At 62.7% G+C, this 13,209-nt stretch carries 13 protein-coding genes; 5 read left to right on the forward strand and 8 right to left on the reverse strand.

From position 1 onward, the window contains the following. Window positions 1-124: 124 nt before the first annotated feature. A complete protein-coding gene (locus HU748_RS00515) occupies window positions 125-721 on the reverse strand; it encodes a Fe-Mn family superoxide dismutase (RefSeq protein WP_186710808.1) in 597 nt (198 codons plus the stop codon). Between the two features lie 192 nt (window positions 722-913). Further along, the gene (locus tag HU748_RS00520; RefSeq protein ID WP_186667320.1) at window positions 914-1,513 is read right to left on the reverse strand and encodes a LysE/ArgO family amino acid transporter; all 600 of its coding nucleotides are present in this window, start codon (window positions 1,511-1,513) and stop codon (window positions 914-916) included. A 127-nt stretch (window positions 1,514-1,640) separates the two neighbouring features. Here HU748_RS00520 and HU748_RS00525 point away from each other — a divergent pair, with 127 nt between their 5' ends. The 3 genes from HU748_RS00525 (at window position 1,641) to HU748_RS00535 (ending at window position 4,475) form a co-directional block, all read left to right on the forward strand. Continuing rightward, window positions 1,641-2,531, forward strand: a complete 891-nt coding sequence (locus HU748_RS00525; protein ID WP_186667319.1) for a LysR family transcriptional regulator ArgP — start codon at window positions 1,641-1,643, stop codon at window positions 2,529-2,531. Between the two features lie 49 nt (window positions 2,532-2,580). After that, window positions 2,581-3,576 (forward strand): NAD(P)-dependent oxidoreductase, encoded by a 996-nt coding sequence (locus HU748_RS00530; protein ID WP_054893815.1) that lies wholly within the window; start codon window positions 2,581-2,583, stop codon window positions 3,574-3,576. An 86-nt stretch (window positions 3,577-3,662) separates the two neighbouring features. After that, window positions 3,663-4,475, forward strand: coding sequence for an ATPase (locus HU748_RS00535; RefSeq protein WP_186718791.1), 813 nt, complete (start codon window positions 3,663-3,665; stop codon window positions 4,473-4,475). Window positions 4,476-4,487: 12 nt separating this feature from the next. Here the strand turns inward: HU748_RS00535 and HU748_RS00540 are convergent, their stop codons facing one another. Further along, window positions 4,488-5,681 carry a DUF2599 domain-containing protein gene (locus tag HU748_RS00540; RefSeq protein WP_186710814.1) on the reverse strand — a complete coding sequence of 398 codons (1,194 nt, stop codon included), beginning with the start codon at window positions 5,679-5,681 and terminating at the stop codon, window positions 4,488-4,490. Window positions 5,682-6,203: 522 nt separating this feature from the next. Here HU748_RS00540 and HU748_RS00545 point away from each other — a divergent pair. After that, window positions 6,204-8,048 carry a hypothetical protein gene (locus tag HU748_RS00545; RefSeq protein ID WP_186718792.1) on the forward strand — a complete coding sequence of 615 codons (1,845 nt, stop codon included), beginning with the start codon at window positions 6,204-6,206 and terminating at the stop codon, window positions 8,046-8,048. Between the two features lie 126 nt (window positions 8,049-8,174). On the opposite strand, the gene HU748_RS00550 is transcribed toward HU748_RS00545, so the two are convergent. From HU748_RS00550 to HU748_RS00560, 3 genes are read right to left on the reverse strand one after another with little or no spacing between them, the layout of a single operon-like run. Then, window positions 8,175-9,224, reverse strand: coding sequence for an alkene reductase (locus HU748_RS00550; RefSeq protein ID WP_186710816.1), 1,050 nt, complete (start codon window positions 9,222-9,224; stop codon window positions 8,175-8,177). A gap of 19 nt (window positions 9,225-9,243) precedes the next feature. Continuing rightward, a complete protein-coding gene (locus tag HU748_RS00555; RefSeq protein WP_186667314.1) occupies window positions 9,244-10,416 on the reverse strand; it encodes an MFS transporter in 1,173 nt (390 codons plus the stop codon). A gap of 13 nt (window positions 10,417-10,429) precedes the next feature. Further along, window positions 10,430-10,732, reverse strand: coding sequence for a helix-turn-helix transcriptional regulator (locus HU748_RS00560; RefSeq protein ID WP_186667313.1), 303 nt, complete (start codon window positions 10,730-10,732; stop codon window positions 10,430-10,432). A gap of 152 nt (window positions 10,733-10,884) precedes the next feature. Here HU748_RS00560 and HU748_RS00565 point away from each other — a divergent pair, with 152 nt between their 5' ends. Beyond that, window positions 10,885-11,457 (forward strand): ACP phosphodiesterase, encoded by a 573-nt coding sequence (locus HU748_RS00565; RefSeq protein ID WP_186710817.1) that lies wholly within the window; start codon window positions 10,885-10,887, stop codon window positions 11,455-11,457. A 135-nt stretch (window positions 11,458-11,592) separates the two neighbouring features. Here the strand turns inward: HU748_RS00565 and HU748_RS00570 are convergent, their stop codons facing one another. Together HU748_RS00570 and olsB are read right to left on the reverse strand one after the other, a co-directional pair. Next, complete coding sequence (locus HU748_RS00570; RefSeq protein WP_186667311.1) at window positions 11,593-12,384, reverse strand: lysophospholipid acyltransferase family protein; 792 nt, start codon at window positions 12,382-12,384, stop codon at window positions 11,593-11,595. After that, the gene (gene olsB / locus HU748_RS00575; RefSeq protein ID WP_186710819.1) at window positions 12,384-13,139 is read right to left on the reverse strand and encodes an L-ornithine N(alpha)-acyltransferase; all 756 of its coding nucleotides are present in this window, start codon (window positions 13,137-13,139) and stop codon (window positions 12,384-12,386) included. Before olsB ends, HU748_RS00570 begins: the two co-directional genes overlap by 1 nt. Window positions 13,140-13,209 lie beyond the last annotated feature (70 nt).

Raw genomic sequence — 13,209 nt, forward strand, 5'->3', positions numbered from 1 at the left:
CTATTGGGGGGGAGCAAGAGAGGGGACGCGGGGCGCTTGAAAATAAGCGGTGGTTTTTCCGTTTCCTGGACCCTGGAAACAGAAAAACCCGGCCAGGGCCGGGTTTTTCGGAGCGCTGAACGAATCAGGCCTTGAAGGTCTTGCCTTCGAACTGCTCGGCAACGAACTTCCAGTTGACCAGGTTCCAGAACGCCTCGACGTACTTGGGACGCAGGTTACGGTAGTCGATGTAGTAGGCGTGTTCCCAGACGTCGCAGGTCAGCAGCGGGGTGTCGCCGCTGGTCAGCGGGTTGCCGGCGCCGATGGTGCTGGCCAGGGCCAGGGAACCGTCGGCCTTCTTCACCAGCCAGCCCCAGCCGGAGCCGAAGGTGCCGACCGAAGTCTTGGTGAACTCTTCCTTGAACTTGTCGAAGGAACCGAAGGCCGCGTTGATCGCATCAGCCAGGGCGCCAGTCGGCTGGCCACCAGCGTTCGGTGCCAGGCAGTTCCAGTAGAAGGTGTGGTTCCAGACTTGAGCGGCGTTGTTGAAGATGCCGCCCGAGGAAGTCTTGACGATTTCTTCCAGCGACTTGCCTTCGAATTCGGTGCCTGGGACCAGGTTGTTCAGGTTCACGACATAGGTGTTGTGGTGCTTGTCGTGGTGAAACTCCAGGGTTTCCTTGGAGATGTGCGGCTGCAGGGCATCGTGGGCGTAGGGCAGCGGCGGCAATTCAAAAGCCATGGTGGATCTCCTGATTCAGGTCTGTTTGCGGTTTGCGCAAGGCCGATCACGGGCGGCCCGATGAGCGTCGGCGAGTTTGTACTCTTTGCGACGCAAGGGCTGGATCATAGCACCAGCCCCCGCGCATAACCACGCAACAACTATAGGGAATAGAGGTTCCAGAGCGGTTGGGCCCTGGCGACCAGTGGGGAATCAGCCGAGGATCAACTGCGCGGCCACGGCGAACATCATCACCGCCACCATCAGGTCCAGCAGCCGCCAGGTCCCGGGGCGCGCGAGCCAGGGCGCAAGCCAGGCGGCACCCAGGGCCAGGGTGAAGAACCACACCAGCGATGCGCTCGCCGCCCCGGCGACATAGGCACCGGGCACCGTCTGCTGGGCGCCGAGCGAGCCGATCAGCAGCACGGTGTCCAGGTAGACGTGGGGGTTGAGCAAGGTCACCGCCAAGGCACTGAGCAGTACGGCCCGGCGTGAACGCAGGCCCTGGCCTTGCTGCTGTTCCAGGCTCTGCTTGGAGCAGGCCCGCTGCAGGGCCTTGGCACCGTACCAGATCAGGAACACCGCGCCTCCCCAGCGTGCGGCGGCCAGCAAGGTCGGGTTGTGGGCCAGCACCGTCGCCAGGCCGAACACTCCGGCCGCCACCAGGATCGCGTCGCACAATACACACAGCAGGGCCACTGGCAGGTGATGTTCGCGGCGCAGGCTCTGGGCCAGGACAAAGGCGTTCTGGGTGCCGATGGCCATGATCAGGCCGAAGGCCACCAGCATGCCGTTCAAGTAACTCTGCCACATAGCGGGAACACTCCACGGGCGCCACCTTTGAAGGGCGACGCGGATTCACAAAGAAGATGCTGGCCATTGTGGGGAAGGGCGCTGTATAAGAAAAACAAATAGCACTCATCCGGCATTAGGAAAATCGATGTTCGACTACAAGTTGCTCGCTGCCCTCGCGGCGGTGATCGAACAAGGCGGGTTCGAGCGCGCCGCCCAGGTGCTCGGGCTCTCCCAGTCGGCTATCTCGCAACGTATAAAGCTGCTGGAGGCACGTGTCGGCCAGCCAGTGCTGGTGCGTGCCACGCCACCGAGCCCGACCGATGTCGGGCGACAGTTGCTCAACCATGTACAACAGGTGCGCCTGCTCGAACGTGACCTGCAGCGCCAGGTGCCCGCGCTGGATGAAGAGGGCATGCCCGAACGCCTGCGTATCGCCCTCAACGCTGACAGCCTGGCGACCTGGTGGGCCGGGGCGGTGGGGGATTTCTGTGCCGGGCAACGGTTGCTGCTGGACCTGGTGGTCGAAGACCAGGAAGTCGGCCTGCGGCGCATGCGTGCCGGCGAGGTGGCGGCTTGCCTGTGCGGTAGCGAGCGCCCGGTGGCAGGGGCGCGCAGCCAGCCGTTGGGGGCGATGCGGTATCGCGCGCTGGCCAGCCCGGCGTTCATGGCGCGGCATTTTCCGCAGGGGTTCGAGGTGGCGCGGCTGGCCCGCACACCGGCGGTGGTCTTTGGACCTGACGACTTCCTGCAGCACCGCTACCTGGCGTCATTGGGGATCGAGGATGGTTTTCTCCATCACCTGTGCCCGTCGTCCGAGGGTTTTCTGCGTCTGACCGAAGCCGGGCTCGGTTGGGGCCTGGTGCCCGAACTGCAGGCTCGCGAACAACTGGCCAGCGGCCAGTTGGTGGAAATCTGCAGCGATACACCCATCGATGTACCGTTGTACTGGCATCATTGGCGCAATGGCGGGCAACTGCTCGCCCAACTGACAGAACACCTGCGCCAGGCGGCGCCAGGTTGGCTGGTGCCCTTGTAGGCACGGGCAGCGTCAACTGCATCTGTAATCTGGCAAGGCGGAGTCTTACATGCGAATTCTGGTCACCGGCGCGAGCGGCTTCATTGGCGGGCGCTTTGCGCGTTTTGCCCTGGAGCAGGGCCTGCAGGTGCGGGTCAACGGCCGCCGTGCCGAAGGCGTGGAGCACCTGGTCAAGCGCGGGGCGCAGTTCATTCCGGGCGACCTGGGCGACGCCGAGGTGGCGCGCCGTCTGTGCCAGGGCGTCGACGCCGTGGTGCATTGCGCGGGCGCGGTGGGCAACTGGGGGCGTTATCAGGATTTTCATCATGGCAACGTGGTGCTCACCGAGAACGTGGTCGAAGGTTGCCTGAAAGAACATGTGCGGCGCCTGGTGCACCTGTCGTCGCCGTCGATCTATTTCACTGGGCGCTCGCGCCTGGACATCCGCGAGGACCAGGTGCCGCGGCGTTTTCACGATCACTATGCGCTGACCAAGCACCTGGCCGAGCAGAAAGTCTTCGGTGCGCAGGAGTTCGGCCTCGAAGTGCTCGCCCTGCGCCCGCGCTTCGTCACCGGCGCAGGGGATGCGAGCATCTTCCCGCGGCTGATGCGCATGCAGGGCAAGGGACGTCTGGCGATCATCGGCAACGGCCTGAACAAGGTCGACTTCACCAGTGTGCACAACCTCAACGAGGCGCTGCTCAGCGCCCTGTTCGCCGAAGAGCAGGCGCTGGGCCAGGCCTACAACATCAGCAACGGCCAGCCTTTGCCACTGTGGGATGTGGTCAACTACGTGATGCGCCAGATGCAGTTGCCCCAGGTCACCCGCTACCGCTCCTATCGCCTCGCCTACAGCCTCGCGGCGGTCAACGAGGCAGCCTGCATGCTCTGGCCCGGGCGGCCGCAACCCACCCTGACACGCACCGCGATGCAGGTGATGAGCAAGGATTTCACCCTCGACATCAGCCGCGCCCGGCATAATCTCGACTACCGCCCCAAGGTCAGCCTGTGGACGGCGCTGGATGAATTCTGCGGCTGGTGGAAGCACCTGCCGGGCCAACAGTGAACCTGTCGGGCAGGCGGTGGTCAGCAGTGCGCCATCCCGGCGGTTTATAATATGTCTCTTTGCTATTAGTGCGGTCGAACCTACCCATGCGCAACGATGCCCACGATGATTTCGATGATGTGCCGGTCCTGAGGGCGGGTACTCCCGATGATGACGAGCTGCTCCCGGCCCATGTGGCACGTGGTCGGCAGAAAGCCGTGCGGCCGACCAGCAATGGCCCTTTGTGGGCGTTGCTGGTGGCCTCGTTCATCGCCCTGGCCGGGCTTGGCTGGTGGAGCTTCCAGCAGATTTCGCTGATGGAGCAGCAACTGGTGGCCACTCAGGAGAGCTTTGCCCGCATCAGCGAGGAAGCCGCCGGCCGCCTGCAGGCGATCAGCGGCAAGGTCGATGCCAGCGAGTCGAACAGCAGCACTGGCAGCGAAGCCCTGAAACTGCAGATTCGCCAGTTGCAGGCCAGCCTTGCCGAGCAGGGCAAGCAGCAGGAGGGCGTTGCCGGTCAGGCCGGCGATCTGGGCAAGCGCCTGGAACAGGTGCTGGCCGATACCCGCGAGCAGCAGAAGGCAGTGACCGAGCTACAGACCCAGTTGCAGGCGCAGCTCAAGGCGGTGAACACCGAGCTTGCGGCACTCAAGTCGGGCCAGGTCGATGGCGGCAAGCTCGATGGCCAGCTCAAGAGCCTGAGCAGCGAGGTGGCAGCGGTGAAGAAGCAAGGCGCTGCGCTCGAGAGCCTGGAGCAGGATGTGCTGGTGCTCAAGAGCCAGGCGGACAATCGCCCGGCAACTGCCAGTGGTACCTCGGTGCAGGAGTTCGATGCTTTCCGTGGCCAGACCACGCGCAGCCTCAACACCCTGCAGAGCCAGATCCAGAACCTGCAGCAGCAGATCAACGCGCGGCCGTGAAAATGTAGCGTTTCAGCGCGGGTTGCAACCTTTGCGCAGATAGTCTTCCAGCGGCAGGTTCGGTCGGAACGGCTCGAGGTTCCATTCGGGCTTGTCGTGGGCGATACGCATGTGGCAGACCATCTGTTGGGTCATGCCACCCTTGTCATTATTCACCCAGCGTTGGTCTGCGCTGAATTTGTCGCGCATTTCCCGGTCAGCCGCGTTTTCCGCCTCTTCTGACGGGTTCGCTTTCACCGCCCTGGCGCAATCGGTCGGCACCAGTCCCAGCGCCCACTCCTTTTTACCCGGGTTGACGTCGCTGCGCTCGAACCAGTGGCCGGATACGAAGTAACGCTCACAGATCACGTCGCCCAGCTTTGCCTGGGAAGCTTCGACATAGTTGAAAAGAGCATCGCGATCTGCTTCTGGCAGTGTCAGTGTGATGATCGGGACGAAGGTTCCGGTTGCCTTGTAGAACTGACGTTGATCTTGCTGTGCCTTGAGCAGCCCCTGTGGACTGTCGTGCAGGTAGAAAAACGCCTGGATCGGCAGGTGAGCAGTGGGAATTCCCTCCCAGGTCTTGCCCCGCAGTTCGTTGTTCTGCTCGCCTGGCAGAAGCCCTGTGGCCTCTACCCCAGCATTGAAGCCGTTCACGGCGACCAGGCCCATCCCGTTAGCTACCGAGAAACCGCACTGCTTGGCGGGGTCATTGCCATAGTTGGCAAGCCAACCCTTGGCTGTGGTGATGTCTTGCAGATGGCAGGCGCGGCTGCTCGCGCCTCCCTCCTGTGATTCCCCGCAACCGTGGTCTGAACGCGTCCGTCGTCCACCGTCGACTGGAAAGAAGCACAGTAGCTGCAGCGTCCGACTTTCTTTCGGTTGTTGTTCTGCCGGGTAAATGATGTAGCCGTTGGTGTCGTTCAAGGCCAGATGGCTGAAGGTGGCATCTTTTGCCAGATACGTGTAGGCCGTACCGCCATTCTCGCGCTCCTCTGGTGTCGGATCCCAGCTGTTCTCCTGATTCATGTGGGTCGTGCCCTTGAGTATCACGCCTGCGCACAGGAAGCGGGGTTTGTTGGTGCTGCCACAGTTCGGGGGGCTCTGCAGGTAGCGGACACTCAAGGCATGTGCCGTTTCCGGTCCTGGCGCCGCCAGTGCTGAGTGATTGAGAACCAGACTGGCTGCAAGCAGGCTCAGCCTAAATAGTACGGGAGGCAGGTACATGGCAGCTTCCATTGCAGGGTTGATGACGCTGTCCGCGCGATTTCGCTATGACAAACACTTGCTGTTTCATCGACCTTAGGCAAATACGTATATCTGAGCAACTGGTAAAAATGATAGTGGCGTGCGGGCACCTGTTAATTTTGTCAGGTGTGCAGTCTTCAAGTTGTTGCTAGATTGTCATTGCAACTTCGTACTCCGGGTCAGGCGTCAAGCGAGATACGGTTTCACCGTTTTTCTTGTTATTGCCAGTTTCGCTCGCGTTGGGAGTAGCAGGCCAAATTTCATCTCTTGTAAAACACTGAAGTTGCTCAGTTGTATCCTGGCAACATCATTCACTGTGCGACAGCGGCCGGGTCATCGTTTCGTCGGTGCCTCTAACTGGATTCGAAGTAACTCCAATTTTCGAGCACTCTGGAGCCTCGGCGGGGGCGCGCTTTCCTAAATTTTGGGGGATTTCATGAAGGGATCCAAACACGGGAAAGGTGCGTTCACCTACAACCCGGCAGATCAAGGAGTGACACCATGAAAGCTCTGGCATGGATAGCCGTAGTCGGCTCGCTACAGTTAGCGCTGGTTGCCTGTGTCCCCAACGGCAAAGAAACTGCAGTACCTGAGCAGGCCGTGCGTGCGGGCTTCGATGTACCCGCACCGGTGCTGGTCGAAGCGCGTGACAGGCAGATCGGCCTCGATAGCTTCAAAGATGAGCTCAGTGTGCATGTGGACTACCCGGCGATGGCTGCAGGGCATACCGTCGGGTTGCGCTGGCAAGGCAAGAAATCCAAGTATTTGCCGGTTCAGACCGTCAAGCAGGCAGGGCCTCTGGTGTTCAAGGTGCCCAGGGAGCTGGTCGAGGAAGTTGTCGGTGGTACTGCGCGACTGACCTCCAGTGTCGGGGTAAATGGCTCGAACTTGATCATTTCCGACCCAATCGTTGTAACGGTGGTCAAGTCGTTGCCGTTCGACGTTCCTGCACCGAAGCTGCTCGGCATCGACAAGAACGGCGATTATCGTCCAGGCAGCGATGTCACGACGGTTGAAGTTGACTATCCCGGCATGAAAGTGGGTGACATGGTCGGACTTCGATGGAAAGGCCGCAAAACCCGCGATCTGTCGCTCAAGGAGGTCAAGAAAGTTGCGCCGGTGTCATTCGAGGTACCGTTCGATACGGTCAGCCTCTTTACTGGAAGTGCGGTGATCATCTCCGCCAGTGTGGGTGGAGACGGAAATCCGTTGCGTATTTCCCAGGCGCTCAGTGCGCGAATACTGGAACGGATGATGATTGAGGCGCCCACAGCCGAGCAAGCCTCGAAGGGTGAACTCGACCTCAATCTGATCATGGGCAGCACGACGATCAAGGTGGATGGCCAGCAGTTGCGCAAGGGCGATACCGTCGGAATGCGCTGGCAAGGAGGGGCGCGTCTGGACCTGCCCACGCAACGATTCGGCGGTACGGGAGATATCCGCTTCCAGGTCGCCAAGGACGATGTGGCCAAGGACCTGGGCAATACCGTGAGGCTCACTGCGAGCCTGGGGCGTGACGGCAATCCGCTGGTGATTTCCGAGCCGCTGGAGTTGAAGATCGTCAAGTCCGCACCTTCTCCCGGGGAAGTCGTCGCAGCACGCTTGAACGAGCGCTACCGCAAGGTTCCTGCCGCCTGTGCCGGCAATACCCCGGCGTACTACTGCAGCGGTGTGCTGGCGCGGGGCACGTACAACGAGAATTTCGATCCTTGGAACCCGAGTCCGAACGCGGTGAAGCTGGGGGGCGTGTCGTTCACATACCTGCGCATGGACTCCCATGTCACCAGCCTCGCCATAAACAGTGGCTTCATCTTCAGCGACCAGGAAACCGCCATCGCTCAGAACAAGGCCCAGGAACTGCTCTGTATCTATCCCCATAACGCAGGCACTTCGAGTAATTACAAGCAGAATGGTTGTGGATCCCGACAGGGGCTTCTGGCTGCCGATCTGAGCTCCTGTGCTGCAAAAGGTATTACCACGGCAGCGCAGTGGATCACACATGCCTCTGGTATCGCCAACAGCACCTTGCAATGTTCGCTGAGCACACAGGTACCCTCGCAGTTCCTGGCCGCGTTGGAGGCGAAGGGCACACCGCTGAGAATTTCGAGTCCCTGGAACGAGGTTCTCGTGCGGACCTGGGCGCAGAATATCGGTGAGAAACTGCCTCTCGAGGCTTTCTTCTACTTTGCCAATGTGGCCGGAGCGGACGCGAGCGCCAAGACATACCAGACAAAATTCAAAGCTCGCACCAATCTTTGGGTTCCGGTGATCAGGCTGGATCAGACCCAGTATGGCAAGGGCAATCCCTTCGAATACCGGGCTGTGGATCAGGCGGTGCAGCCATGAAGGCCCATGGCAGGTGGCGGATGAGTCACGCAGAGTAAACCGCTTCGGCATTATTGCCTGTGGGTTCTGGCCACTAAGCGGACACCAGCAGAGGATGAGCGGGTGCAGCTCATCCTCTGCCCTGCATCACAGGCGCGGGTAGTCGATGTAACCCACAGGACCCTTGCCGTAGAAGGTTTCAGGGTGCGGCTCGTTCAGCGGCGCATCGGCGGCCAGACGCGCCGGCAGGTCGGGGTTGGCGATGAACGGGATGCCGAAGGCCACGGCATCGGCCTTGCCGCTGGCCAGTGCCGCGTTGGCGGTGGCCTTGGTGAAGCGTTCGTTGACGATGTAGGGGCCGCCGAACGCCTCTTTGATCAGGGGGCCGATGCTGTCGTCGCCTTCTTTTTCCCGCGAGCAGATGAAGGCGATGCCACGCTTGCCCAGTTCACGGGCAACGTAGGTGAAGGTCTCGGCGCGGTCGGCATCGCCCATGTCGTGGGCATCGGCCCGTGGTGCCAGGTGCACGCCGACGCGCTTGGGGCCCCAGACGTCGACCACCGCGTCGGTCACTTCCAGCAGCAGGCGGGCACGGTTTTCCAGCGAGCCGCCGTATTGGTCGGTGCGCTGGTTGGTGCTGCTCTGCAGGAACTGGTCGAGCAGGTAACCATTGGCGCCATGGATTTCCACGCCGTCGAAACCAGCAGCCTTGGCGTTCTCGGCACCGGTCCGGTAAGCCTCGACGAGGTCGGCGATTTCTTCGGTTTCCAGCGCGCGGGGTGTCGGGTAGTCGCTCAGCGGGCGCACCAGGCTGACGTGGCCTTTGGGCTGGATTGCGCTTGGCGCCACCGGCAGCTCACCGTTGAGGTACGACGGGTGGGAGATGCGCCCGACGTGCCACAGTTGCAGGAAGATGCGCCCGCCAGCGCCATGCACGGCCTGGGTCACGTTGTGCCAGCCGCGGACCTGGTCGTTGGACCAGATGCCGGGGGTGTCGGGATAGCCGACGCCCATCGGTGTGACCGAGGTGGCTTCAGTCAGGATCAGGCCAGCGCTGGCGCGCTGCACGTAGTACTCGGCCATCAGTGCGTTGGGCACGCGGCCCTCGTCGGCGCGGCAACGGGTCAGCGGGGCCATGATGATGCGGTTGGGCAGCTCGAGGTCGCCCAGGGTGATCGGATCGAAAAGCGTGGTCATGTCGAAAGCCTCGCGTAGGTCAGTTGGATGCAGCGGCCAGCTCGGCATCGTTGTCGCCGCGCTGGTTGAAAGTGATCAGGGTGACGATCAGCGCCAGGACAGCCAGGGCGCCTGCGGCCAGCGGTACGCTGGTCAGGCCCAGGCCGTGGGCGATGACGCTGCCGCCAACCCAGGCGCCCAGGGCGTTGCCCAGGTTGAAGGCGCCGATGTTCAGGGTCGAGACCAGGTTCGGCGCATCCTTGCCGTAGGTGACCACGTTGACCTGCAGCGCTGGAACGGCGGCGAAGGCGGCGGTGGCCCAGAGGAACAGGGTGATTTCGGCGGGCACCAGCGCGTTGCTGGTCCAGCTGAACAGGGTGGAGACCACTGCCATGGTGGCGAACACACCCACCAGGGTGGCCGCGAGGCGGCGATCGGCGAGCTTGCCTCCGATGATGTTACCCAGCGTCAGGCCCAGGCCGATCAGGACCAGGGTCCAGGTCACGCCGCGTGGCGATACGCCGGTCACATCACCGAGCAGTGGCGCAACGTAGGTGAACAGGGCGAACACCGAGGCCGAGAACAGCACGGTCATGCTCAGCGACAACCAGATCCGGGCGCCCTTGAGGGAGGCGAGTTCAGCGCGCATGTCGACCTTTTCGGCATCCTGCTGCAGCGGCAGGAAGCGGATCAGGCCGATCAATGCGATCACGCCGATGCCGGTCACGGCCCAGAAGGTCGAGCGCCAGCCGGCGACCTGGCCCAGGGCAGTGCCCAGTGGCACACCCAGCACGTTGGCCAGGGTCAGACCTGTGAACATCAGCGCTACGGCCGAGGCGCGGCGGTTGGCTGGCACCAGACTGGCCGCCACCACCGAGCCGATACCGAAGAAGGCACCGTGGCACAGGGCGGTGACCACGCGGGCGAACATCAGCAGGTTGTAGTCGCTGGCCACTGCACACAGCAGGTTGCCGACGATGAACACGCCCATCAGCACCACCAGCGCAGCCTTGCGTGGCAGGCGGGCGGTGGCCAGGGCCATGAACGGCGCGCCGATCGCCACGCCCAGGGCGTAGCCGGTCACCAGCCATCCGGCTCCGGGAATGCTCACACCCAGGTCGCGCGCCACATCGGGCAGCAGGCCCATGATGACGAACTCGGTGGTGCCGATGGCAAAGGCGCTCAGCGCCAGGATCAACAGTGAAAGGGGCATTGCAAGGTCCTTGTCAGAGCTCTTGGCTCATCTGCTCGAGGAAGGCCTGGATGGTGTCCTCGTTGCGCTTGAAGAAATGCCACTGCCCGACCTTCTGGCTGCTGATCAGGCCTGCGCGCTGCAAGGTGGCCAGGTGGGCAGATACGGTCGACTGCGACAGGCCGCAGCGTTGATCGATCTGCCCGGCACAGACGCCGAATTCGGTGCTGTGGTGCTGGTCGGGGAATTGCGCCGCAGGGTCCTTCAGCCAGTTGAGGATGTCTCGGCGGACCGGATGGGCCAGGGCTTTTATTATTTCGTCGAGGTCGAGAGGCATGGTTGGGCTCGTGGTGTGTAGCGGTATATCGCGATGGGGCGAAATATAAATCGGTATTTCGCGATATACAAATATGAAGAGGTTCTGAGCTCAGCCGAAATCGCTATATCGCGTTATAACGATATACGCGGCGACAGTGCTAGACTGCCGCCATGAACTACCTCGCACACCTGCACCTTGGCGGCCCGGCGCCGCAGCAACTGCTCGGCAGCCTGTACGGCGATTTCGTCAAAGGCCCGCTCGAAGGGCGCTTTGCGCCTGAGCTGGAGGCGGCGATCCGGCTGCACCGACAGATCGATCGCTACACCGACAGCCATCCGCTGGTACTGGCGGCGCTGGCGCGCTTCCCGCAGGAGCGTCGGCGGTTTGCCGGGATCGTGCTCGACGTGTTCTTCGATCACTGCCTGGCACGGCATTGGGCGGATTACGCCGAGCAGCCGCTGGCGCAGTTTACCGACACCTTTTACCGGGTGCTGTTGGCCGAGCCGCAGTTGCCGGGGCGCTTGGCACGTATTGCGCCGTTCATGGCAGCGGATGACTGGCTGGGAGCCTATGGTGATTTCGCCACGCTGGAGCAGGTGTTCGGGGGGATCGCGCGGCGGCTGTCGAAGCCGCAGGGCATGAACGGGGTGATGGCGGAGCTGGAGCGGTTGTATGAGCCGTTGCTGGCGGATTTTCGTGAGTTCTACCCGCAGTTGCAGGTGTTTGCGGCGGCGGGGCGGTGAGGTTCTGCAGTGTTTGCCAGGGCCCTATCGCGGGGCAAGCCCGCTCCCACAGGTACCGAACTGATTTTAAGTACAGCGGGATGCCTGTGGGAGCGGGCTTGCCCCGCGATAGGGCCGCTCGCCCCACCCCAGCAATCAGGCCGCTTTTGCCTGCCGACGCGGCACCGCCACCTCGACGTCCTCGACCCCGAACAAAGCCACCTGAATCGCCTGCTGCGCCATGAAGGCCAGCGCCGCACGTTCCTTGCCCTGGCTCTCCACCGGCGCCAGCAGGTGAATCACCACCTCCCCCCGCTCCCGGCCAAACAAGCGCATCAGGTGCGAAACCATGTCGTCATCGCCGATGAACGGTGCGATCGGGTCCGGTTCGCCGTTGCGCAGGTACTGGATCGCCACTGGCTGCACGGGTGTGTCCTGATCGATGGCGCCGGCCAGCAGGCGTCCGTGGAAGGTGCGCAGGCCGCGACCGTCGGTGGTGGTGCCTTCAGGGAAAATCAACAACGGTCGGGCCTGGCCCAGTTGCTCGCTGATCTGTTCGCGCAGACGCTGGGCATCACCCCCGCCACGGCGAATGAACAAGGTGCCGGCCTTCTGCGCCAGCCAGCCGGCCAACGGCCATTGGCGTACCTCGGCCTTGGACAGGAACGACAGCGGCGTGAGCATGCCCAGCAGGGGAATGTCGGTCCATGACACGTGGTTGCTGACCCACAGCATCGAGCGCTGGGGCAGTTCACCGACGACCCGCACGTCAAAGGGCAGGGCGCCGATCAGGCGTTTCATGAACAGGCAGGTCCAACGTTGCCGCCGCTCGATGGAGGCGTGCAGCCCCAAGCGTTCGCCCAAGGCGATGACGCTGGCCATGGCGATCCCCAGCAACAGCACCAGTACCAGGCGCAGGAGGCGGGCGCAGGCCCGCAGGCCCGGCATCAGACTGCCGCCTTGAAGTGACGGGCGTAGCGCGGGCAGAGGTCATCGCGCTTGAGCAGGATGAACACGTCGGCGACCTGGAAGTCTTGGTCCCAGCAGGGCTCCCCACAGATCTTCGCCCCCAGGCGCATGTACGCCTTGAGCAACGGTGGCATCTCGGTGATGACGTTGTTCGGCAGGGCCAGGGTGGGGAGCGGTTTTTTCGGCTCGGCGCGCAGGTGCTCGGTGCACAGGTAGCGTTCGCGCAGGCGCTGCATGATCGCGTGGGCCTGGATGCCGCCGTCCTGCATGGGGATGCTGGCGCAGCCCATCAGGTAGCTGTAGCGGCCTTCGTTGAGCACTTCGGCAAGCTCGCCCCAGAGCACGGCGATGGTGCCGCCGTTGCGGTAGTCGGGATCGACGCAGGTGCGACCCAGTTCCAGGATCGGGCCTTGCAGTTGCAGCAGCCCGTGCAGGCTGAATTCTTCTTCGCTGTAGAAGCGGCCCAGGCTGCTGGCGGCCTGGTGGTCGAGCAGGCGGGTGGTGGCGACCAATTGGCCGGTGGCCAGGTCGCGCACACCGATGTGGCGGCAGTGGATATCGTAGTCATCCATGTCCAGGCCCAGTTCCGCGCCCTTGAGCTTGGCCTTGAATTCGGCGCTGAACACCTTGAAACGCAGGGCCTGTGCTTCCTGCAGGGCCGCGGCGCCGACCAGGCGTTCGGCTTGCAGACGGCGTTCAGTGCTGTTGTCGCCAGAGCGAGCGATCCGAGTCATTGCGAGTCTCCATAAGCCAGCCAAATAGGGTTGCGGCCGGTCGGCTTTGTTGTGCAAAGTCAGCCTAGGT

This window comes from Pseudomonas sp. RW3S2 (assembly GCF_014268955.1).
GTDB lineage: Bacteria > Pseudomonadota > Gammaproteobacteria > Pseudomonadales > Pseudomonadaceae > Aquipseudomonas > Aquipseudomonas wayambapalatensis.